Source organism: Actinacidiphila yanglinensis, from assembly GCF_900107965.1.
GTDB lineage: Bacteria > Actinomycetota > Actinomycetes > Streptomycetales > Streptomycetaceae > Actinacidiphila > Actinacidiphila yanglinensis.
In genome coordinates, this window is the sequence record NZ_FNVU01000004.1 from 525,237 (window position 1) to 547,206 (window position 21,970).

Sequence of the window (21,970 nt, forward strand, 5' to 3'; positions counted from 1 at the left end):
GTGGCGTGCGCTACGGCCAACCCCAGGCTCGTAGGCCCCAGACGGTCGTCTGACGCGGCGGCGGCGCTCCGGCGAGCCCGTTGGTCGTCCGGTTCGTCCGCGGGCCGCAGACGCCGAACCAGTGGGTCGTGCCGGTTCCCTGCACCCACCCTGACCACCGATCACGCGGCACGACCGCTGCCGAGGAACAGAGCATGCCCGTATCCGCGTTCGAGCACGGTGACCCGCGCCGCCGGCTCCTGGACGTCCTGCGCTGCCCCGTATGCGGCGAGGGCCTGAGCGCGGCGGGCGGCGCCCTCCGGTGTGCCCGGCGGCACACCTTCGACATCGCACGCCACGGATACGTCAGCCTCCTGACGGGGGACATGCGTGCCGGCACCGCCGACACCGCAGCGATGGTCCAGGCGCGTGACGCTTTCCTGGGTGCCGGACACTACGCCCCGCTGGCACGCGCGGTGGCCGAGCTCACCGCTCGCTGGTGCCCGCCTCAAGGCGTGGTCCTGGACGCCGGCGCCGGCACGGGCCATTACCTCGCCGCGGCCCTGGACGCCGTGCCCGGTGCGGTCGGACTCGGTCTGGACGCCTCCAAGTTCGCGCTGCGGCGGGCAGCCCGCGCACATCCGCGGGCGGGTGCCGCCGTGTGGGACGTGTGGCGCGAGCTTCCCGTGCGGTCGGGGGTGGCGGACGTCGTGCTGAACGTCTTCGCGCCGCGCAACGGTCCCGAGTTCCAGCGCGTCCTGCGCCCGGGCGGCGCGCTCCTTGTGGTCACACCGACCGCTCGGCACCTGGCCGAACTCCGGCAGGCCGCGGGCCTGCTGTCGGTCGACGCGGCGAAGGAGGAGCGGCTCGGACGCACGCTGGACGCCCACTTCCGCCAGGAACGCGCCGAGGCGCTGGAAGTCGACCACCTTCTGCGTCTGACCCCCCAGGAGGCCAACGACCTCGTCGCCATGGGTCCCTCTGCCCGCCATGTCGACGCCGACGAGTTGGCGCGCCGGATCGCGTCCATGGGCACCCCGATCGAGATCGCCGCCTCCTTCAACGTGGCGGTCTACCGGCCGAAGTGATCGGTGTCCCTTCGGAGCGCGTAGGCGGGCAGCCGCCCGACGATCACGAGTTCCCACGGGAGCGACAGGCCGAAGTAGGTCTCCACGACGGCGAGAGTGCGGCGGTCACGCTCCTGGTGGGGCACGTCGTCCCGCAACGCGCTCTCCGAGCCGCCGGGCTCCAGGACACCTGCCGCGGTCAACTCCGCCACCAGGAGTTCGGGTCGCTCGCCCCAGCGCCACGACTCCTCCCCGATGCCGAACGAGCACAGGGGCTTGCCGCCGTACCCGTAGGTGAAGACCTTGGGCGGGTGATCGGGTTGAGCGGCGAGGTGCACTGCCTCGACGCCGTCGCGGGAGACCTCGTCGACCCGGCGGGAGCCCTCGCAGTCGCCGTACTCGACCGCGAAGGACCAGTCACCGCTCCTGCCGACGCGGATGAGGCCGGCGCTGTCCGCGCCATGCGGCTGCGAAGTCCCCGGGGCCGCCTCCCACACGTCCGCCTCGGTGATCGGCGGCAGCGCGGAGCCGGGGGCCGCGCCCATGCGTGTGGCCAGTTCCGCGGGCGGAATTCCGCGCGCGAACATGATGTCCGTGTCCCAGCGGTCCAGGTCCATGAGCCACTGGATTCCGTCGGCCAACGCCCTGCCTCCCGAGTCAATACCGCTGTGTGCCTCTGCCGGCACCGTAGCCGCAGGTACCGACAATCCGATGCGGTGACGGACATGCACGGCGGGTTCGGCAGCTCAGGGCCTGTGTGACCTGGAGCACATAGGTCGAGGGAAATAATCGGCGTCGGGCAAGAGCTTGAGTTTTCAAAATCTTGCGAGGGAGTGGCGATGACGGGTGACGCGAGCGCGGCGGTTGCCGCCGCCGGGGTCCGTACGAAAGTGCGCGTTCCGCTTCGGTTCTCCGACGGGTGGGGGACGACTGCGGACGTGTACACGTTCACCGGGCTGGTGGACGGCAAGGAGCACTTGGCGCTGGGTCTGGGCGACTACTGCAACGCCGGTGTGCCGATGGTGCGACCGCACTCGGAGTGCATGACGGGTGACGTCTTCGGCTCCGAGAGGTGCGACTGCGGACCGCAGTTGAGGGAGTCGGTGGAGCGGATCGCTGCCACCGGTGGCTACTTGCTCTACCTGCGCCAGGAGGGGCGTGGCATCGGTCTCTACGCGAAGCTCGATGCCTATGCCCTCCAGGACGACGGCCTTGACACCTATGAGGCGAACCTGGCGCTCGGGCGCGGTGAGGACGAGCGCGACTACACCGCCGCCGCGCAGATGCTCGCCGCACTGGATGTCGGAAGCGTCCGGCTGCTGAGCAACAACCCCGACAAGGAGCGCCAGCTCGGCGCGCTTGGTGTCGAGGTCGTGGAGCGGGTGCCGACCGCCGCCCACGTGTCGGCGTCGAACGTCCGCTATCTGCGGGCGAAGGTCGAGCACACCGGTCACACCCTCGCCCTGCCGGCGTGACGGCGTGGTCCTGCGGTTCGCGCCGCACCGTGCCTGGACATCGTCGGAGACCGGTCGGAAACGGTCGGATGGCGGCTTGACGGTTGCCTGGCGGTGACGTGATACGGCCCACGATCGAAACGGTGGCGTTTCGATCGTGGGCCGATTACTCTCTTAGGTGTACGACACCGTTTCGACGAAGTCGGCCGGACTGCCCGAACGGGCACCATACGATCGACGCGACGAGCAGACAGGAGGGCAGGGCATGCCGCCGGAGACGACCACTACTTCGCGCCGCAGCCGTCTGACCCCTGAGCGCGAGCGGGAACTGTACGAGGCGGTGGTCGACCTGCTGCGCGAGGTCGGCTACGAGGCGCTGACCATGGATGCCGTCGCCGCGCGTACCCGCTCCAGCAAGGCGACCCTCTACCGCCAGTGGAAGGGCAAGCCGGAACTCGTCGCCACCGCGCTTCGCCAGTGCAAGCCGATCTCCCCGGCGGACATCGACACCGGATCACTCGCGGGTGACCTGCACGAACTCGTGCGGCTGCACGACGAGAGCGAGGTCAAGCGCGACCAGGAGCTGATGCGTGGGCTGTCCCACGCGGCGTTCCAGAACGTCGAGCTGTTCCGGGCCCTGCGCGAGCTGCTCATCGAACCGGAGCTCGCCAGTTTCGCCGAGCTGGTGCAGCGCGCGGTCGACCGCGGCGAACTCGCCGTGGACAACCCGGCGCGCGCGTTCGTACCGCACATGGTGTTCGGGGGGGCGCTGACCCGCCCGATCATCGAAGGCATCGACCCCGATCCGGAGTACAGCCACAGATACATCGACGCGGTGGTCGTGCCCGCGCTCGGCCTGTCCTGAGTCCTGCGGCGCCGTGATCCACACGAGCGACCGCCGTCGGTGATCCGACCGCTGTCGAACCACCGAACCTTTCCGTACCAGCACATCAACACACCACGCTCCACCTGACACGCCGCTCTCGTCGTCGGGCTGGTTCCACACGCCCTTGTCCGACCCTCCTGACGGGAGCCCCTGCCTCCATGGCCACATTCCTCTACAAGATCGGTCGGCTGTCCTTCCGGAAACGGCGTTACGTCGTCCTGCTGTGGGTGGCGCTGCTCGCTCTCGCGGGGGTCGGCGCCGCGACCGCGCGGTCCGCGCCGGCCGACAACTTCACCGTGCCGGGCACCGAGGCGCAGCAGGCCTTTGACCTGCTCCACCAGCGCTTCCCGGGCACGAACGCCGACGGCGCCTCCGCGCGCATGGTCTTCCAGGCGCCCAACGGGCAGAAGATCACCGCAGGCCCCAACAAGGCGGCCGTCGAGAAGGTCGTCACCGATCTGAGGGACAGCCCGCAGAAGGTGACGGTCGCCGACCCGTACACCGCGGGAGCCGTCAGCAAGGACGGCACCACTGCGTACGCGTCCGTCAGCTACACGGCCAAGTCGACGGAGATCACCGACGCCACGCACACCGCGATCAAGAACGCGGCGCAGGACGGTCGTGACGCCGGACTCACCGTGGAGACCGGCGGCACCGCGCTCCAGGCGTCACCGGAGACCGGCAACAGCGAGGTCATCGGTATCGGCATCGCAGCGGTCGTCCTTTTGATCACGTTCAGTTCGCTGGTCGCCGCAGGGCTCCCACTCCTGACCGCGATCATGGGCGTCGGGGTCGGTATCGCGTCGATCACGGCCCTGGCGACGACACTCGGCCTGTCGAGCACGTCGTCGACGCTCGCGTCGATGATCGGACTGGCGGTCGGCATCGACTACGCGCTGTTCATCGTCTCGCGGCACCGCCATGAGCTCATGGAGGGCCGGGACGGCGAGGACGCGGCTGGCCGGGCGGTCGGCACCGCGGGTTCCGCGGTGGTCTTCGCCGGGCTCACCGTGCTGATCGCGCTGGCGGGTCTGGCGGTCGTCAACATCCCGATGCTCACCAAGATGGGCCTGGCCGCGGCGGGGACCGTCGCCATAGCGGTGCTCATCGCGCTCACCCTCATCCCCGCGCTTCTCGGTTTTGCCGGGCCCAAGGTGCTCACCCGCAAGGTCCGCAAGGGCCGTGCCAAGGCCACGGACAAGCCCAACATGGGCACCCGCTGGGCGCGGCTGGTCGTCAGGCGCCGGGTGCCGTTCCTGGTCGCGGCCGTGGTGGCGCTCGGCCTGGCGGCCATACCGATGAGCCGGATGGAACTCGGCCTGCCCGACGACGGTTCCCAGCCGGTCAGCACGACCCAGCGCAAGGCGTACGACATGCTGTCGGACGGTTTTGGGCCCGGCTTCAACGGGCCGCTGACGGTGGTCGTCGACGCGGCGCACAGCAAGCAGCCGGAGTCGGCGGCCCAGCAGGTCAAGCACACCATTGCGGGCTTCCGCGACGTCAAGACGGTGACTGGTCCGGCCTTCAACACGGCGCATGACACGGCCACGCTCACCGTGGTGCCCGCGTCCAAGCCGAGCAGCACCCAGACCGAGGACCTGGTGCACACCATCCGCGGCCATGCGGGTGACTTCTCCGACTCCACCGGCGCGAAGGTTCTGGTCACCGGGACCACCGCGATGAACATCGACGTCTCGCAGCGGCTGAACGACGCGCTGCTGCCCTATCTGGCGCTCGTCGTGGGGCTGGCGTTCCTGCTGCTGATGGTCGTCTTCCGCTCGGTGCTGGTGCCCTTGAAGGCCGCGCTGGGCTTCCTGCTGTCGGTCCTGGCCGCGCTCGGCGCGGTGGTGGCCGTCTTCCAGTGGGGGTGGCTGTCCGGTCTGATCGGCGTTCAGCAGACCGGTCCGATCATGAGCATGATGCCGATCTTCATGGTCGGTGTGGTCTTCGGACTGGCCATGGACTACGAGGTGTTCCTGGTCACCCGGATGCGCGAGGCGTTCGTGCACGGCGAGTCGCCGCGTCAGGCGGTCGTGACCGGGTTCAACCATGGCGCGCGGGTGGTGTCCGCGGCTGCGGTCATCATGATCAGCGTGTTCGCCGGGTTCATCGGATCGTCGGAATCGATGATCAAGATGATGGGCTTCGGGTTGGCGATCGCGGTGGCGTTCGACGCCTTCGTCGTGAGGATGACAATCGTGCCCGCGGTGCTCGCGTTGCTCGGCCGGGCCGCGTGGTGGCTGCCGGGCTGGCTGGATCGCGCGCTGCCCAACGTCGACGTCGAAGGCGAGCAGTTGCGCAAGAACCTCGCCGAGCGGCCCAGGCTCCTCGCGTCGTCGGAAGAGGACGAGGCTGACCTGGAGGGGGCGCGGATCTGACGGCCCTGGTGGCACCCGCTCAACTGCGGAACTGCTGAACGGTGCCTGCCCTCGGCCGGTCGTGATGACCGGCCGGGGGCAGGTGTGGTTGCGGTGTCGTCATGTCACCCGTGCGGGTGACATCACATCAGCGTCGGCTGCTGCGTGCCTCGTTCAAGGTCGAGCAGCCACTGCTTGCGGGCGAGGCCGCCGCCGTATCCGGTGAGGCTGCCGTCGGCGCCGACGACACGGTGGCAGGGGACGATGACGCCGATCGGGTTCCTGCCGTTGGCCAGCCCCACCGCGCGGGAGGCCGTGGGCCGGCCCAGGACTTCGGCGAGTTCGCCGTAGGTGACGGTCTCGCCGTAGGGGATGTCGCGCAGCGCCGACCACACGCGCTTCTGGAACGGCGTGCCGACCATGTTCAGGTCGAGGTCGAAGGCGCTGAGTTCGCCCGCGAAGTAGGCGGCGAGCTGCTCTTCGGCGTCGTCGAAGGCGGGCAGGTCGGCGCGGGGGCCGAAGTTCTCCGCCGGGGGGCGGTGTCGTTGGTCGGTCATGTACAGGCCGCTGAGTTCACCCTCCCGGGCGACGAGGGTCAGTGGGCCGCAGGGGCTGTCCACCAGGGTGTGGACGACGGTTTCTGTGGTGGTCGTCGTCATGGTGTGGTGCCTTCCATCGCTGAAGTGCCGTGTTTGCCGGCGCGTTTGACGATCGGGTGGTGGTCATCGGGAAGGACGTTGATCGGATGGTCGCCCGTGGCCCACAGGTACTGCGTCGCGTATGCACGCCATGGCTGCCAGGCCGCGGCATGGCGGGTCAGCGCCGCGGGGGTGGCCGGCAGGCCCAGGTCGCGGGCCGCGTACCTGACGCCCAGGTCGGTGGGGAGGAACGCGTCGGGGTCGCCGAGCGCGCGCATGGCGATGGTCTCCACGGTCCATGGTCCGAAGCCGGGCAGGGCCGCGAGCCGGGCCCTGGCGCGCTGCCAGTCGCTGCCGACGTCCAGGTCGAGTTCGTCGTCGACCAGGGCGCTGAGCAGAGCGGAGAGGGTGTCCTTGCGCGTCTGCGGCATCGCCAGGGAGGCGGGTGCGCGCTCGATGAGCGTCTGCGGTGACGGGAAGAGGTGGGTCAGGCCGCCGTCCGGGTCCGCCACGGGCTCCCCGTACGCGGTCACCAGGCGGCCGGCGTGAGTGCGTGCCGCCGAGGTGGAGATCTGCTGGCCGAGCACGGCGCGCACCGCGAACTCCGGTCCGTCCGCGACCCGCGGCACCCGGCGTCCGGGAGCCTTGGCGACCAGGGGCGCCAGGACCGGGTCGGACGACAGCAGGGCGTCCACCGCGAGGGGGTCGGCGTCCAGGTCCAGCAGGCGGCGGCAGCGGCTGATCGCCTGCCCCAGGTCCCGCCAGTCCGTCAGCGACAGCCGGCAGCCGATGTGATCGGGTTCCGGCCGCAGTGACACCGTGCCCGAGCCGTACGGCAGCCGCAGGGTGCGCCGGTACGCGCCGTCGCGCCACTCCTCGACGCCCGGGACCGCGGTGGCCGCCAGGTGCCCGAAGAGGTTGTCGGGGTTGAGCGGGCGGCGGAAGGGCAGCCGAAGCGCGATCGAGCCCGCGGCCACGGCCGGACGGCCCTTGGCGACCCTTGCGCGCAGTTCGCCCGGGGACAGGGCGAACACCTCGCGCACGGTGTCGTTGAAGGTGCGGATGCTGGCGAAACCCGCCGCGAAGGCCACCTCGCCCATCGGCATGGCCGTCGTCTCGATGAGCAGCCGCGCGGTCTGCGCGCGCTGGGCCCTGGCCAGTGCCAGGGGGCCGGCGCCGAGTTCGGCGAGGAGTTGGCGCTCGACCTGCCGCGCGCTGTAGCCGAGCCGCGACGCGAGGCCCGGTACGCCCTCGCGGTCGACGACGCCGTCGCCGATGAGCCGCATGGCGCGGCCGACGAGGTCGGCGCGCTCGTTCCACTGCGGTGAGCCGGGGCTGGCGTCGGGGCGGCAGCGCTTGCAGGCGCGGAACCCGGCCTGCTGCGCGGCCGCCGCGCTCGGGTAGAAGGTCATGTTCTCGACCTTGGGCGGCACGACGGGGCAGCTCGGCCGACAGTAGATGCGCGTGGTCAGCACCGCGGTGAAGAACCAGCCGTCGAAACGGGAGTCCTTCGACTGCACGGCCCGCACGCAGGCGTCGAAATCCGTATGCACCTGACCAGTGTCGCGCCTCGTCACGGCACTGGTCTGGCGAGAATCCGACATGGCCCTCAAGGGGGGTGACCCGGCGCGCGCCTATAGGTGCCGGATGCTGTCCGCGACCCCAGGGTGCGTGACCTGCCCTCCTGGGTGGCAGGTCACGCTCCCAGGATGCCTAGTCCGTCACCTGGCTGTCAGGCGTGTAACGCAGGTCTTCGTACTCCGGGTGCTTGCTGATCCATCCGTCGATGAAGGGGCAGATGGCCAGGACCTCGAGCCCGGAAGCGCGGGCGTCGTCAAGGACGGCGCGGGCCAGTGCCGAGCCGACGCCGCGCCCTTCGTGGCCCTCCTCCACCTCGGTGTGGACGAAGGCGATCAGCGCTTCGCCGCGGATGTAGGCGGCGTACCCGGCGAGGTCGTCACCCGCACGCGCCTCGTAACGCTGTGCGCTGGGAACGTCGGCGATGGTGAGGTCATCGGCTGCGGGGCTCACGAACGGTAGCCCTCGACGGTCGAGGAGGGGCGCACCCGGGCGCCTCCCGGGTCCTCGCCCGCCTCGGACAGGGCGCGGCGCTGGCGCAGCAGGTCCCAGCACTGGTCGAGTTCGCGCTCCAGGGCGGCGAGCCGCTCGCGCTCGGTCCCTCCGTCGTTGCTGCCCCCCGCGAGCAGGTCGCGCAGGGTCTTCTCGTCGGAAACCATCTTGCTGATGCGGCCCAGGATGGCCTGTTCGGCGTTGGCGTCTTGAGGCTGTTGCACGGGACACCTCCCGATCGTTACTGCGTTTCCACTCTCTCAGGTCGTACGGTACGACGCGCGCGGGCGGGCCAGGGGCTCAGGGTGTCCGGTGGTCCGGGTCCGGTACCACGGAGGCCATGTCCGGTTGCTCGTCGTGTGCCGCGTCGGACGGTGCGTCACCGTCCGGGCCGTCGGCAGCGAGGGCGTCGCCATGGGCGCCAGGCGAGGGCTCGGTGTGGCTGCGCATCCAGGTGTCGATCTCGGCGCGCACCCTGCGATCCATGGCGAGCGACATCTCCGCGTCCACGATGTTCTTGGCGAGCGGGCGCAGCCGGTGCAGGGACGCCGAGATGCGATGGGTCCCGGTGGGGGTCAGGTCGGCCAGGTCGCCCATGACGTGGGTCTTGATGACCTGGGTGAAGAGGTCGGCCATGGCGTCGACGTGGATGCGTACTTCGCGACCGGCGGCGAGGACGGCGGACAGCGGCACGCCTTCGCGCACGAGCGCGGCCGAGGCGTCCAGGAGGCGGCGGCTGACGTGGACGACCTGCTCGCCGTCGACCGCGATGTAGCCGATCTCCAGGGAGTCGGTCAGGTTCTCAGGACTTATGCCCTCGCCGAAGTAATCGGCGAGCTCCTGGGGGCTGAGCCTTATCGGGGTCTCCTCCGACCACGGTGTGGCGAGGGCGCCCTCCAGGCCGAGGAGTTCGGCGACGCCGTCGAGGGTGCGGCCCTTCTCCCAGGCGGCGATCAGGTCGGCGATGCCCCCGAGGGTGTGGCCGCGCTCCAGGAGCGCGGAGATCGTGCGCAGCCGGGCGAGGTGGTCCTCGGAGTACCAGGCGATCCGGCCCTCGCGGCGCGGGGGCGGCAGCAGGCGCCGCTCGCGGTAGAACCGCAGAGTCCTCACGGGGATGCCGGCCGCTTCGGCCAGTTCCTCGACGCGGTACTCGCGCGGTCCGGTCGCGTTGTCGTCCACGCTGCAAGCCTAGGGGGTGCGGAAACCCCTCCCGTGCGACAGCCCTCCGGCCGTCCGGGGCGTGCTCGCGCAGGCGTGCCGCGGGGCGTACGGGCGCGAGGCGGGGCTGCCGCGGGAGGCCGAATTCCATACCGACCCCTACCGGAGGTAACGCCTGGTGCCCTACAGTCCGATTGTGCCAGTGATTGCTGGCGCGATTGCGGATGGTGGGGAAGGGCGGTGCCATGGACGACGACGTCGAACACGTGCGGGTGGCGGTGATCGGGTCCGGCTTCGGCGGACTCGGGGCCGCGGTCAGGCTGCGGCGGGAGGGGATCACCGACTTCGTGGTCCTGGAGCGGGCGGAAGCGGTGGGGGGTACCTGGCGCGACAACAGCTATCCCGGATGCGCCTGCGACGTGCCCTCCCACCTGTACTCGTTCTCGTTCGCACCGAACCCCGACTGGCCGCGCGCCTTCTCCGGGCAGGAGCACATCCGCGCCTACCTCGAACGGGTCACCGACACCTTCGGGCTGCGACCGCACCTGCGCTTCGGCGCGGAGGTGCAGCAGGCGCGCTGGGACACCGAGGCGCGTCACTGGCACCTGACGACGGCCGCCGGCGAGTTCACCGCCGACGTGGTGGTCTCCGCGACCGGGCCGCTGTCCGACCCGAAGATCCCCGAGGTGCCGGGCATCGAGGACTTCCCCGGCGCGGTGTTCCACTCCTCGCGCTGGGACCACGACCTCGACCTGAAGGGCAAGCGCGTCGCCATGGTCGGCACCGGCGCCTCCGCGATCCAGATCGTGCCGTCGATCCAGCCGGAGGTAGGGAAGCTGACCGTCATCCAGCGCACCCCGCCGTGGGTGATGCCGCGGGTGGACCGGCCGATCGGCGCTGCGGAGCGGTGGCTGCACGGCGCCGTGCCCGGCACCGCGAAGATGCGGCGCGGGGTGCTGTGGCTGATCCGGGAGTTCCAGGTCGGCGCCTTCGTGAAGCGGCCGAAGCTCATGAAGGCGGCCGAGCGGGTGGCGCGCGCCCACCTGCGGCGGTCGGTCAAGGACCCCGGGCTGCGGGCCCGCCTCACGCCCGACTACACCATCGGCTGCAAGCGCATCCTGTTGTCCAACACCTACTATCCGGCGCTGTCGCAGCCCAACACCGAGGTGGTCACCTCCGCGCTGAAGGAGGTGCGCGGTTCGTCCGTGGTGACGGCCGACGGAACCGAGCGCGAAGTCGATGCGATCATCTTCGGGACGGGCTTCCGCGTCACCGACATGCCGATCGGCGACCGGGTGATCGGATCGGACGGCCGCACCCTCAGCGAGCACTGGAAAGACGGCATGGCCGCGCTGCGCGGCTGCACCGTGGACGGCTTCCCGAACCTGCTGTTCATCATCGGGCCGAACACCGGCCTCGGGAACAGCTCGATGATCCTGATGATCGAATCATCGCTCAACTACGTCGCCGACTACCTGCGCGCACTGGAGCGTTCGGGCGCCGCCGCCCTGGATGCCAAACCGGCCGCGGTCACCGCCTGGAACCAGGAGATGCAGCGCCGCGCGTCACGCACCGTGTGGAACACCGGCGGCTGCAAGAGCTGGTACCTGGACGCCAACGGCCGCAACACCACCGCCTGGCCTGGTACCACCGCCGAGTTCCGGCGCGCCACCCGGCAGTTGAAGCTGTCGGAGTACAACCTGCTGGCTCCGGCCGGCGACAAGCCCGTCACCGCCGCGGTGACCGGACGATCCGCGGAGGTGGCGTCATGAGCCTGCCCTACGAGGCGGCCCAGCCGCGCCGGGTTCTGACCGCGGTCTCCGCCGACGGGACGCACCTGCACGTGGAGGAGTACGGCCGGTCCGATGGTCCGACCGTGGTACTGGCACACGGCTGGACGTGCTCGACGCTGTTCTGGGCGCCGATCGTACGTGCCCTGTCATCGGATTTCCGTCTGATCGCCTACGACCAGCGCGGTCACGGGCTGAGTGCGGCGCCGGCCACCCGCGAGGGTTACGGCACGGGCGTATTGGCCGATGATCTGCAGGCGGTGCTGGAGGCGGTGCTGCCCGACGGTGAAAGCGCGTTGCTCGTCGGTCACTCCATGGGCGGTATGACGATCATGGCGGCGGCCGACCGGCAGGCCGTGCGCGCACGTACCGCCGCGGCGCTGCTGGTGAGCACCGGCAGCAGCCGGCTGCTCGGCTCCACCCAGGTGCTGCCACCGCGGTTGAGCGCGCGGTGGCTTCGGCGTGCCTTCCACCGCCAGCTCCTCGTCTCGCGCCTGCCGCTGGGCCCGGTCACTCCGGTGGCGAAGGCGGCCCTGAAGTACGGGGTGATGAGCCCGGGCTCCACGGCCGAACAAGTGGCGTTCTGTGCGCGCATCGTCCACGCGTGCAAGGCGCGTCAGCGCTCGGCTTGGGGCAAGGTGCTCGCAGTGCTCGACCTCGACGCGGAGCTGGCCGCGCTCACAGTGCCCACCGGCGTCCTGGTCGGTACCGTCGACAAGCTCACACCCAAGGTGCACGCGCACCGGATGGCCGCCGCGCTGCCCCACTGCACCGGGCTGACCGAACTGCCCGGGCGCGGCCATATGACGCCCGTCGAGGACACCCCCGCCGTGGAGGCGGCGATCCGCGCACTGGCGGCCGATCATCTGGTGGCAAGGGACGCGGCATCGCGCGGCGCGACTACCAGTCCCGCCGCGACGGTCGGCGAACAGACGGTGGGCGAACAGGAGAAGAGCGCATGAGCCGATCATCGTTGGACGGCCGGGTCGTGGTGGTCACGGGGGCGGCGCGCGGCGTGGGCGAACTGCTCGCCCGCAGGCTAGCCGCGCGCGGCGCCCGCCTCGCACTGGTCGGCCTCGAACCCGATGAACTGAAGAACGTCGCCGCGTCCTTGGGCGGTGAGGCGGCGTGCTGGACCGCCGACGTCACCGATCGGTCGGCGATGGCTCAGGTGGCCGCCGACGTGCTGGCGCGCTTCGGCCGGATCGACGTCGCCGTCGCCAACGCCGGTGTCGCCACCGGCGGGCCGTTCCTCGACTCCGACCCCGATGCCTTCGACCGGGTGATCCAGGTCAACCTGCTGGGCAGCATCTCGACAGCGCGGGCGTTCCTGCCCGCGCTCGTCGACTCGCACGGCTATTACCTGCAGATCGCATCGCTGGCGGCGATCACCCCCGCGCCGCTGATGGCCGCGTACTGCGCGAGCAAGTCGGGAGTGGAGGCCTTCGCGCACAGTCTGCGCGCGGAGATGGGCCCCAAGGGCGTCAAGGTGGGGGTCGGCTACCTGAGTTGGACCGACACCGACATGGTGCGCGGGGCCGACGAGGACGACGCGCTCCGGGACATGCGCGCGCGGCTGCCGTGGCCGACCAACCGAACGTATCCGCTGGAACCGGCCGTTGAGCGGCTCGTCGCCGGTATCGTCCGTCGCTCCCCTCATGTGTACGCACAGTGGTGGCTGCGCGGGATGCAGCCGGTGCGCGGCTACCTGCCGTCGGTCATCGGCGGCGCGCTCGGACAGCGGGAGATGCGCCGCGCCGCACCGGCGTTGGCGCGGGCTGCCGGGATGCGGCGCGGCCTCGTCGGCAGGGGAGGAGCCGCCGACGAGTCGGCGCGAACGTCCTCTCCTCACGCTCCGTAGCTGTAACGACCCGCTGACCTGGGGTTATTGTCCCAGGATGCGGGGTATGTCCGGCCGTGTCAGTCTGGTCGAGGCCCCATCCCCACAAAACTCCAGGAGGAGTAGCCATGGGCGCTTTCGATCAGTTCAAGGACAAGGCCGAGGACTATGCCGCGCAGGCCAAGGGCGCGCAGGGTGGCAAGCGGAACAAGTCCGCTGACCCCCAGAACCCCGAGCAGGCCGAGCGCGGCATGCGGCAGGAGGGCCGGGAGCGTCGTTCCGAGGTCGAGGACCAGGCGTCGCGACGCATGGGCCGCGAGGAGGACGACAACCAGGACGACTGGGCCTGACGTCCCACTGAGCTGACCTCGGCGTCGCGCAACGCGCTGACACCGGGAACGCCGTGATACGGAAGGGGCGCCCCCTGCGGGGCGCCCCTTCTGCGTCCTGTCGGCTCCCAAACCGCCCCGGCCCGCACCGACTTCCCGTTCGTTGTGCGTCACGCGGCTGCCACCGGCCGCCCCGCGTCGGTCAAGGCCGTACCGCGCTGGTCGCGGTCACGTGCCTCGGCGGTCATGGGCGTGACGTACGGGTCCTCACGGGAAGCGGCGGGCGGGCGCGGTTGGGGCGCGAGGACAGGTCGGGCGGTACGGCCGCCGGGTGTTCGTCGAGCAGGGACAGCGCCTCGCGTACGGCGACGGCGAGTTGGCCGTGCCGTCCCTCCGCCCAGTCGAGCGGGGTGCGCAGGCACTCGATGTCCGGGGCGACGCCGTGGTTCTCGACGGACCAGCCGTAGGCGTCGAACCAGGCGGCGTTCATCGGAACGGTGATGACCGTGTTGTCGCCCAAGCGGTGGCGGCCGGTCATACCGACGACGCCGCCCCAGGTGCGCAGGCCGACCACCGGGCCGAGCTGCAGCAGTTTGAACGCAGCGGTGATCATGTCGCCGTCGGACGACGTGGCCTCGTCAGCGATCGCGACCACCGGACCGCGCGGGGCGTTGCCCGCGTAAGAGACGGGCTGGGCGTTGCGGGTGACGTCCCAACCGAGCACCGTACGGGTGAGTTTCTCGATGACGAGTTCACTGATGTTGCCGCCGGCGTTGCCGCGCACGTCCACCAGCAGGGCGTCGTAGGCGACTTCCTTGCGCAGGTCGCGGTTGAACTGCGCCCAGCCCGAGCCGCCCAGGTCGGGGATGTGCAGGTAGCCGCAGCGACCGCCGCTCAGATGGCGGACGATGCTCCGTCGCCTGGCCACCCAGTGCTGGTAGCGCAGCGGCCGTTCGTCGACCAGGGGCACTACGGCGATGCGGCGGGGCGCGCCGTGGCCGCCGGGCGGCGCGAAGGTCAACTCCACGGTGGTGCCGCCCGCGCCGGCCAGCAGCGGTGAGGGCCCCGCGTGCGGGTCGACGCGCCGCCCGTCGATGTGGGTGAGGACCGCGCCCTCGCGGATGCCGGTACCGGCGAGCGGGGAGCGCGCCTTGGAGTCGGAGGACTCGCCGGGCAGGATCCGGGCGACCGTCCAGGTGCCGTCCTTGTTGTGCTGGAAGTCGGCGCCCAGGAGCCCGATCGGGCGCTGGTAGTGCGGCGGGCCCTCGTTGCGCCGGGCGGGCTGGACGTAGGCGTGCGAGGTGCCCAGCTCGCCGAGGACCTCGCGTAGCAGGTCGGCGAACTCGTCAGGGGTGGCGACGTGTTCGACCAGCGGCCGGTACTGGTCGAGGATCGCCGGCCAGTCGACGCCGCACATGTCGGGGGCCCAGAAGTAGTCGCGGATGATGCGGCCGGCCTCCGCGTAGGACTGGCGCCACTCGGCGGTCGGCTCCACCTCGTGCAGGATGCGCCGCATGTCGACGTAGACGGTGGAGTCGTCGTCGCCGCGCTCGGTGGCGGGCAGGACGGCGAGTTCGCCCTCGTCGTAGACGGCCAGGCGCAGGCCGTCGCCGCTGACCGCGTACCAGTCCATGTGGCGGACGAGTTCGGTGCGCTTGGACTTGCCGAGGTTGAAGTGTTCCAGGGTGGGGCGCGCCGACGGGTCGGCCGGGTTGACGAACGTCTCGCCGAGCGCGCCGGAGATCGGCCAGCGCAGCCACACCAGGCCCCCCTCCACGGCCTCCAGGGCGCTGTACTTGGACGCGGCCACGGGGAAGGGCGTCACTCTGCTGGGCAGCCCCTCCGCCTCCACCACGACCGGGCCGTCGCCGCCGCCCTCGCCCGGGTCCAGGCCGCTGCCGACCGGGCTGCCGTCGACCCGCAGCGCGAAGGGAGAGGGCGTGGCGGAGTTGAGCGGCACCAGGTACGGGCGGCAGCCCAGCGGGAAGGACAGGTCGCCGGTGTGCACGTCGTACACCGGGTCGAAGCCGCGCCATGACAGGAACGCCAGGTAGCGGCCGTCCCGGGTGAAGACGGGCTGCTCGTCCTCGAACCGGCCGTTGGTGACGTCGATGATCGTGTGGTCCGTGAGCCTGGCGATCTTGATGGAGCGCAGGGAGCGGCCGACGCCGGGATGCGACCAGGTCAGCCAGGCCGAGTCGGGGGAGAAGGCGAGGTCGCGGACCGGGCCGTTGGTGGAGCGGACGAGTTCGTCGACGGTGCCCGGGTCGGCGGGGCGTCCGGGCGGGCCGTACTCGTCGGCCGTGGTGCCCTCGCCGGTCGCGACGAGCAGCAGCCGGCCGTCATGAGCGGCGACCGCGAGGACGGAGCCGTCGGGGGAGGAGATCATCTGCGTGACGCGGCCCAGCCGCCCGGCCGCCATCCGCGCGTGCGGTGCGTCGGAGGGGTGGCCGAAGGAGCCCCAGTCGCCGCTCTCGCGGCCTCCGTACCCCCCGCCGTCCCCGCGGGGGCCGGCGCCGTCGGTCTCCTCCTCGCCGCCGTTCTGGCCGCCTTGGCCGCCCGGTGCGTAGGCCACCGGCGCGGTCTCGCTCGCGCGGGTGAGGTCGCTGGTCCAGCGGACCGGACCGGACGCGGCCCGCCCCCCGACCGGAACGGCGTCGGGGTCGCCGGACCCGCCCCGCGGAACGAGGGCGAGATCGGCGCTGAGGTCGGCGGGGACGTCACCCGGCTCCTCGGGGCCGCGGGTGAGGGCACGGGAGGCGCGGCCCGGCAGACGGGCGAGTTCGATGCCGTCCTCGCCCTCGGCGTCGGTCACATAGGCGACCAGCCCCGTGTCGCCCAACATCTCGGGCAGCCGCACCCGGGCACCCGGAACGTCGCTGATCGTGCGTGCGGGGCCGTCGCGGTGGGTGAGCCAGTACAGGCTGCCCCGCACGCAGACGGCGCTGGCGCGGCCGGTGCGGTCCATGGCGATGCCGTCGAGGTTCGCGGCGGCTGGCACCTGGTACGGGCGGCGGCCGCTGCGCGGGCCGCCGAGGCGGACGTCCAGGCGGCGGGGGACGGAGTCGGCCGCGAGGCTGTCGACCAGCCACAGGGCGCCCGCGCACTGGTAGACGACGCGGTTGCCGTCGGTGGCGGCCGCGCGGGCGTAGAAGTCGGCGTGGTCGGTGTGCCGGCGCAGGTCGGTGCCGTCGGGCAGGCAGGAGTACAGGTTGCCGATGCCCTCGTGGTCGGACAGGAAGGCGATACGGCCGGCGACGAACATCGGCGACGCCAGGTGGCCCTCCAGGTCGGGCACCAGCCGCTCGCCGTGCAGCCACAGCCGCCCGGTGGCACCGCCGCGGTAGCGCTTCCAGGCGTGCGGCTCGTGCGGCGGGGTGCCGGTGAGCAGCAGGGTGCGCCGCTCCCCGTCGTCGCAGTCGTGCACGGCGATGTCGGAGACCGGTCCCCAGGGCAGCGGACCGCCCGGACCGTGCTCGGTCGGGACGCTGTGCGCCCAGGTGTGGTACGCGAACGGCTGCCCGTGCGACGAGACCGCCAGGATGTCGCCGTCCGGCGTCCAGGAGCACACCCGGGTGTCGGAACTGCCCCAGTAGGTCAGCCGCCGCGGGGCGCCGCCGTCCACCGGGACGAGGTACACCTCGGGGTCGAGGCTGCGCCAGGTGGTGAAGGCGATGGTGCCGCCGTCGGGCGAGATGCGGGGGCTGCCCACACGGGTGCGGTCGGCGGTCACCCGCCACGCTCGGCCGGGCTCCGCGCCCGGCGGCCCGAGGGGAGCCACCCAGATGTCGTCCTCCGCGGCGAAGCAGAGCAGGTCGCCGTGCAGGTGCGGGAACCGGAGGTACGCGCCGTCGCTCATCTCTCCCATGGTTCGGGGAGCCCGCGGGACCAGCAACTTTTCACGCCGCCGCACGCCCCCGCGCTGCCCCCGTGCGCCCCGCAGCTGGGCGCTTCCGCGGCTGCTGCCGCGCCTTCGCGCCCCCTGAACCGCGACGCGTACCGACGCCGTTCGACGGCATCGCCATCGGCAACGGCAACGGATCCCGCCCGGCCGCCCCGTACGCCGCGACGGACACGCCCTGCGCCCGCCTCGGCGCGCGGCGACCTCCGCCCAAGTGGCGCGACCCCCCCCGCCTACGCCGTGGCGCGGGCCGCCGCGCGCCCCGCCGTACGCCCGGAGAACAGGCACCCGCCGAGGAACGTGCCCTCCAGGGAGCGGTAGCCGTGCATGCCGCCCCCGCCGAAGCCGGCCGCCTCACCCGCCGCGTACAGGCCCGCCAGCGGCTCGCCGCGGCCGTCGGCGCCCGTGTCGCCACCGGGAGCGGTTCCGGCCAGCACGCGGCCGTCCAGGTCCGTTTCCAGGCCGCCCAGCGACTTGCGGGTGAGGATGTTGAGCCGGACCGCGATCAGGGGGCCGGCCTTCGGGTCGAGCAGGCGGTGCGGGGACGCGGTGCGCACCAGCTTGTCGCCGATGTAGTTGCGGGCGCCGCGGATCGCGGTGACCTGGAGGTCCTTGGTGTAGGTGTTGGCGATCTCGCGGTCACGCGCCTCGATCTCGCCGCGCAGCGCGGCCTCGTCGATGAGGCCGTCACCGGTGACCGCGTTCATGCCGCGCACCAGGGCGCTCAGGTCGCGTTCGACCACGAAGTCGACGCCGTGCTCCTTGAACGCCTCGACCGGTCCCGGGGCGCCGGGGAGTGCCCGCTTCAGGACCTCGCGCACGCTCTTACCGGTCAGGTCGGGGTTCTGCTCGGAGCCCGAGAGCGCGAACTCCTTCTCGATGATCTTCTGGGTGAGGACGAACCACGTGTAGTCGTGTCCGGTGCTCATGATGTGTTCCAGGGTGCCCAGGGTGTCGAAGCCCGGGAAGTACGGAACCGGCAGCCGCTTGCCGGTCGCGTCGAGCCAGAGCGACGACGGGCCGGGCAGGATGCGGATGCCGTGCCGGGCCCAGATCGGGTTCCAGTTCTCGATGCCCTCGGTGTAGTGCCACATCCGGTCGCCGTTGATCAGGCGGCCGCCCGCCTCCTCGGTGACGCCCAGCATCAGGCCGTCGACGTGGGCGGGGACCCCGGACAGCAGCTTGGCCGGCGGGGTGCCCAGGCGCTCGGGCCAGGCGGCGCGCACCAGGTCGTGGTTGCCCCCGATGCCTCCGGATGTCACCACCACGGCCTGGGCCCGCAGTTCGAAGGAGCCGGCGACCTCACGGGAGCTGGCCTCGCCGCGGGCCACATCACTGGGCACCAGCACCTCGCCGGCCACGCCGTCGACGGCGCCCCCGGTCTTCGTCAGGGACGTCACCCGGTGCCGGAAGCGCAGTTCGACCCGGCCGGCCGCGACCGCCGCGCGCACCCGCTGCTCGAAGGGCGCGACGACACCCGGGCCGGTGCCCCAGGTGATGTGGAAGCGCGGCACCGAGTTGCCCGGGCCGGTCGCCAGGAAGCCGCCGCGTTCGGCCCAGCCGACCACCGGGAAGACCCGCAGGCCGCGTTCATGCAGCCAGGCGCGCTTCTCACCGGAGGCGAAGTGGACGTACGCCTCGGCCCAGCGGCGCGGCCAGTGGTCCTCGGGCCGGTCGAAGCCGGCGGTGCCGAGCCAGTCCTGCCAGGCGAGGTCGGTGCTGTCCTTGATCCGCATCCGGCGCTGCTCGGGCGAGTCGACGAAGAACAGCCCGCCGAACGACCAGAACGCCTGGCCGCCGAGCGACGTCTCCGGCTCCTGGTCGACGAGGATCACCTTGCGGCCCGCCTCGGCCAGTTCCACGGTGGCGACCAGCCCCGCCAGTCCCGCGCCCACCACCACGACGTCCGCGTCCAGCCCCATCGGCCCGCTCCCTCGGTCATCCTTACTCACCGGTAAAAACCTTAGGGCAGCACGTTACGCGAGCGTGCTCCGGCGGTCAGGGGTATGGCGTGGTGCACCTGGACCGCCGGTCGCCCGATGCGGCCGGCCACCTCCTGGCCGCCGCCGAACGCGCGTCAAGGAGCCGGCGTACCGCCTGGCGTCCAGGTGGCCGGAACGCCTCCGCAGGCCGCCTTCGGGACGGCTCGCGGGAGCCCCGCGAGGCGCCTGCGACCTGACCCGTCCGGGTGACCTCGCGGGCCCGCGGCAGCCGCCTGCGACCTCACCCGTCCGGCCGAAGGTGCCCTGTTCAAGCAGGATGTGATGGACCGTCAAACCTCATCATCTGTCAACCTATTGACGGGTTGTCATCGATCTTTCCGACGCCACGGCGGCTCTGCCGCGCCCGCGCCCTGCGGTGTCATGGCCTGATCCCGGCCGCCGATCTGCGCTCCCACCCTTCTCCTGTTTCAAGCATTGACAGGAGCAGGGCGGCTCCCCACTATGGGAGCGCTCCCACGTTAAGAGCGTGTAACTCCACAACGCACCACCTCCCATGACCTGTCGACGGAGCTTCGACGGTCCATCCCCCCAATGGAGGTCGTTCGCACATGGCAGTCCCGAAATTGCGACGCAGAACCGCCGCACTGGCCGCAGGGGCGCTCGTCGTCACCTCCGGCGCGGTGGCAGCCGCGTTGAGCAGTAGCAGTGCCGAGGCGGCGTCCAGCGCCTGTTCGGTCAACTACACGATCTCGACCCAGTGGGACAGCGGCTTCACCGCGTCCGTGACGGTCACCAACAACGGCGCGGCGACCACGAGCTGGAAGGTCGGCTGGTCCTTCGCCGGCAACCAGAAGGTGACGCAGGGCTGGAGCGCCGACATCAGCCAGTCCGGTGCCGCGGTCACCGCCTCCAGCCTGTCCTACAACGGCACGGTGGCAGCCGGCGGCAGCGTCAACTTCGGCTTCAACGGCTCCTACAGCGGGACCAACGCGATCCCGACGGCGTTCACCCTCAACGGCGTCGCCTGCGGCGCCGCGGGCGGTACCGGCGGCACGACCGGCGGCGGCACCACGGGTGGCGGCACCACGCCGCCGACCTCCCCGCCGCCCACGAGCCCCCCGCCGAGCGACGGCACGCGGGTCGACAACCCATACGTGGGAGCCAAGGGTTACGTCAACCCGGAGTGGTCCGCCGAGGCGTCCGGTGACGGCGGCTCCGCGATCGCCGACGAGTCGACCGCGGTGTGGCTGGACCGGATCGCCGCGATCAACGGCGCCGACGGCGCGATGGGCCTCAAGGCCCACCTCGACGAGGCGGTGGCCCAGGCCAACGGGCAGCCGCTGACCGTGGAGTTCGTCATCTACGACCTCCCCGGCCGCGACTGCGCCGCGCTCGCCTCCAACGGCGAGCTGGGCCCGGACGACCTGTCGACGTACGAGAGCCAGTACATCGACCCGATCACCTCGATCATGTCGGACCCGGCGTACGCGAAGCTGCGGATCGTCAACATCATCGAGCCGGACTCGCTGCCCAACATCGTCACCAACGCCAGCGGCCAGGCGGGCGCCACCGCCGCGTGCGCGACGATGAAGCAGAACGGCAACTACGAGAAGGGCGTCGGGTACGCGCTCGCCAAGCTCGGCGCGCTGTCCAACACCTACAACTACATCGACGCCGGTCACCACGCGTGGCTCGGCTGGGACAGCAACTTCGCCCCCGCCGCGCAGGAGTTCCTGAAGGCCGCCACCACCAGTGGCGCGACCGTCCACGACGTGCAGGGCTTCATCACCAACACGGCGAACTACAGCGCCACCGTGGAGCCCAACTTCAAGGTGACCGACAACGTCAACGGCACCACGGTGCGCCAGTCCAAGTGGGTCGACTGGAACAACTACGTCGACGAGCAGTCCTACGCCACCGCGCTGCGCACCGAACTGGTCGGCGTCGGCTTCGACAGCAACATCGGCATGCTGATCGACACCGGCCGCAACGGCTGGGGCGGCTCGTCCCGGCCCACCGGCCCGGGTGCCACCACCAGCGTGGACACCTATGTCGACGGCGGCCGGATCGACCGCCGTATCCACGCCGGCAACTGGTGCAACCAGTCCGGTGCCGGCATCGGCGAGCGCCCGACCGCGGCCCCGGCCACGGGGCTGGACGCCTACGTGTGGATCAAGCCTCCGGGCGAGTCGGACGGTTCGAGCAAGGCCATCGACAACGACGAGGGCAAGGGCTTCGACCAGATGTGCGACCCGACCTACGGCGGTAACGCGCGCAACGGCAACAACCCGACCGGGGCGCTGCCGGACTCGCCGCTCGCGGGCCACTGGTTCTCCGCGCAGTTCCACCAGCTCCTGCAGAACGCCTACCCGCCGCTGTCGTAGCACCTGGTACCTGGACAGCGGATCCCCCCACCGGGCCCGTGACGGGGCCGTCCCTGGTCGACCCGACCAGCCGGCGGTCCCGTCGCGGGCCCGCTCCGCGTGCGCCGGTCGGCGGTTCGTACGATCGAGGGGTACGGGGACGGACAGGGGGCGGCGGTCGGGAGGCGGCAGCGG

General features: G+C 71.5%; 17 protein-coding genes. 9 read left to right on the forward strand and 8 right to left on the reverse strand.

Translation table 11 applies throughout. The features are described 5' to 3' along the window. Positions 1–194 precede the first annotated feature (194 nt). A complete protein-coding gene (locus tag C4U44_RS12170; protein WP_103885714.1) occupies positions 195–1,067 on the forward strand; it encodes a putative RNA methyltransferase in 873 nt (290 codons plus the stop codon). Here C4U44_RS12170 and C4U44_RS12175 read toward each other — a convergent pair. Next, positions 1,052–1,687, reverse strand: a complete 636-nt coding sequence (locus C4U44_RS12175) for a DUF6461 domain-containing protein (RefSeq protein WP_146088250.1) — start codon at positions 1,685–1,687, stop codon at positions 1,052–1,054. The two genes, C4U44_RS12170 and C4U44_RS12175, sit on opposite strands and share 16 nt — an antisense overlap. Before the next feature lie 198 nt (positions 1,688–1,885). Here C4U44_RS12175 and C4U44_RS12180 point away from each other — a divergent pair, with 198 nt between their 5' ends. From C4U44_RS12180 to C4U44_RS12190, 3 genes are all read left to right on the forward strand, one after another. Then, on the forward strand, positions 1,886–2,521 hold the full coding sequence (locus tag C4U44_RS12180; RefSeq protein ID WP_103885716.1) for a GTP cyclohydrolase II: 636 nt from the start codon (positions 1,886–1,888) through the stop codon (positions 2,519–2,521). Between the two features lie 244 nt (positions 2,522–2,765). Continuing rightward, a complete protein-coding gene (locus C4U44_RS12185) occupies positions 2,766–3,365 on the forward strand; it encodes a TetR/AcrR family transcriptional regulator (RefSeq protein WP_103885717.1) in 600 nt (199 codons plus the stop codon). 179 nt (positions 3,366–3,544) lie between these two features. Further along, positions 3,545–5,764, forward strand: a complete 2,220-nt coding sequence (locus tag C4U44_RS12190; RefSeq protein ID WP_103885718.1) for an MMPL family transporter — start codon at positions 3,545–3,547, stop codon at positions 5,762–5,764. A 122-nt stretch (positions 5,765–5,886) separates the two neighbouring features. Here C4U44_RS12190 and C4U44_RS12195 read toward each other — a convergent pair whose 3' ends face one another. From C4U44_RS12195 to C4U44_RS12215, 5 genes are all read right to left on the reverse strand, one after another. Further along, positions 5,887–6,402, reverse strand: coding sequence for a methylated-DNA--[protein]-cysteine S-methyltransferase (locus C4U44_RS12195; RefSeq protein ID WP_103885719.1), 516 nt, complete (start codon positions 6,400–6,402; stop codon positions 5,887–5,889). Next, positions 6,399–7,934, reverse strand: a complete 1,536-nt coding sequence (locus C4U44_RS12200) for a DNA-3-methyladenine glycosylase 2 family protein (RefSeq protein WP_103885720.1) — start codon at positions 7,932–7,934, stop codon at positions 6,399–6,401. The genes C4U44_RS12195 and C4U44_RS12200 overlap by 4 nt, the downstream gene beginning before the upstream one ends. Positions 7,935–8,094: 160 nt before the next feature. Further along, the gene (locus tag C4U44_RS12205; protein WP_235032001.1) at positions 8,095–8,412 is read right to left on the reverse strand and encodes a GNAT family N-acetyltransferase; all 318 of its coding nucleotides are present in this window, start codon (positions 8,410–8,412) and stop codon (positions 8,095–8,097) included. Next, a complete protein-coding gene (locus C4U44_RS12210; protein ID WP_265737321.1) occupies positions 8,409–8,675 on the reverse strand; it encodes a DUF2630 family protein in 267 nt (88 codons plus the stop codon). The genes C4U44_RS12205 and C4U44_RS12210 overlap by 4 nt, the downstream gene beginning before the upstream one ends. A 76-nt stretch (positions 8,676–8,751) precedes the next feature. Continuing rightward, positions 8,752–9,630, reverse strand: a complete 879-nt coding sequence (locus C4U44_RS12215; protein ID WP_103885721.1) for a MerR family transcriptional regulator — start codon at positions 9,628–9,630, stop codon at positions 8,752–8,754. A gap of 224 nt (positions 9,631–9,854) precedes the next feature. Here C4U44_RS12215 and C4U44_RS12220 point away from each other — a divergent pair, with 224 nt between their 5' ends. From C4U44_RS12220 to C4U44_RS12235, 4 genes are all read left to right on the forward strand, one after another. Continuing rightward, positions 9,855–11,381, forward strand: coding sequence for a flavin-containing monooxygenase (locus C4U44_RS12220; RefSeq protein ID WP_103885722.1), 1,527 nt, complete (start codon positions 9,855–9,857; stop codon positions 11,379–11,381). Then, a complete protein-coding gene (locus tag C4U44_RS12225) occupies positions 11,378–12,361 on the forward strand; it encodes an alpha/beta fold hydrolase (protein WP_103885723.1) in 984 nt (327 codons plus the stop codon). Before C4U44_RS12220 ends, C4U44_RS12225 begins: the two co-directional genes overlap by 4 nt. Beyond that, positions 12,358–13,260: an SDR family oxidoreductase gene (locus tag C4U44_RS12230; RefSeq protein ID WP_103885724.1), complete on the forward strand. Its 903-nt coding sequence runs from the start codon at positions 12,358–12,360 to the stop codon at positions 13,258–13,260. The genes C4U44_RS12225 and C4U44_RS12230 overlap by 4 nt, the downstream gene beginning before the upstream one ends. Positions 13,261–13,367: 107 nt before the next feature. Further along, on the forward strand, positions 13,368–13,589 hold the full coding sequence (locus tag C4U44_RS12235; RefSeq protein ID WP_103885725.1) for a hypothetical protein: 222 nt from the start codon (positions 13,368–13,370) through the stop codon (positions 13,587–13,589). Positions 13,590–13,812: 223 nt separating this feature from the next. Here the strand turns inward: C4U44_RS12235 and C4U44_RS12240 are convergent, their stop codons facing one another. Beyond that, positions 13,813–17,427, reverse strand: coding sequence for a S41 family peptidase (locus C4U44_RS12240; protein WP_103885726.1), 3,615 nt, complete (start codon positions 17,425–17,427; stop codon positions 13,813–13,815). 275 nt (positions 17,428–17,702) lie between these two features. After that, positions 17,703–19,391 carry an FAD-binding dehydrogenase gene (locus C4U44_RS12245; protein WP_103885727.1) on the reverse strand — a complete coding sequence of 563 codons (1,689 nt, stop codon included), beginning with the start codon at positions 19,389–19,391 and terminating at the stop codon, positions 17,703–17,705. A 629-nt stretch (positions 19,392–20,020) separates the two neighbouring features. Here C4U44_RS12245 and C4U44_RS12250 point away from each other — a divergent pair. After that, on the forward strand, positions 20,021–21,796 hold the full coding sequence (locus C4U44_RS12250) for a glycoside hydrolase family 6 protein (protein WP_103885728.1): 1,776 nt from the start codon (positions 20,021–20,023) through the stop codon (positions 21,794–21,796). Positions 21,797–21,970 lie beyond the last annotated feature (174 nt).

Bases quoted from the DNA above. Each gene is read 5' to 3' on its own strand.
- C4U44_RS12220 (WP_103885722.1), top strand. From the start codon at position 9,855: ATGGACGACGACGTCGAACACGTGCGGGTGGCGGTGATCGGGTCCGGC.
- C4U44_RS12190 (WP_103885718.1), top strand. From the start codon at position 3,545: ATGGCCACATTCCTCTACAAGATCGGTCGGCTGTCCTTCCGGAAACGG.
- C4U44_RS12235 (WP_103885725.1), top strand. From the start codon at position 13,368: ATGGGCGCTTTCGATCAGTTCAAGGACAAGGCCGAGGACTATGCCGCG.
- C4U44_RS12225 (WP_103885723.1), top strand. From the start codon at position 11,378: ATGAGCCTGCCCTACGAGGCGGCCCAGCCGCGCCGGGTTCTGACCGCG.
- C4U44_RS12250 (WP_103885728.1), top strand. From the start codon at position 20,021: ATGGCAGTCCCGAAATTGCGACGCAGAACCGCCGCACTGGCCGCAGGG.
- C4U44_RS12240 (WP_103885726.1), bottom strand. From the start codon at position 17,427: ATGAGCGACGGCGCGTACCTCCGGTTCCCGCACCTGCACGGCGACCTG.
- C4U44_RS12230 (WP_103885724.1), top strand. From the start codon at position 12,358: ATGAGCCGATCATCGTTGGACGGCCGGGTCGTGGTGGTCACGGGGGCG.
- C4U44_RS12245 (WP_103885727.1), bottom strand. From the start codon at position 19,391: ATGGGGCTGGACGCGGACGTCGTGGTGGTGGGCGCGGGACTGGCGGGG.
- C4U44_RS12195 (WP_103885719.1), bottom strand. From the start codon at position 6,402: ATGACGACGACCACCACAGAAACCGTCGTCCACACCCTGGTGGACAGC.
- C4U44_RS12185 (WP_103885717.1), top strand. From the start codon at position 2,766: ATGCCGCCGGAGACGACCACTACTTCGCGCCGCAGCCGTCTGACCCCT.
- C4U44_RS12180 (WP_103885716.1), top strand. From the start codon at position 1,886: ATGACGGGTGACGCGAGCGCGGCGGTTGCCGCCGCCGGGGTCCGTACG.
- C4U44_RS12170 (WP_103885714.1), top strand. From the start codon at position 195: ATGCCCGTATCCGCGTTCGAGCACGGTGACCCGCGCCGCCGGCTCCTG.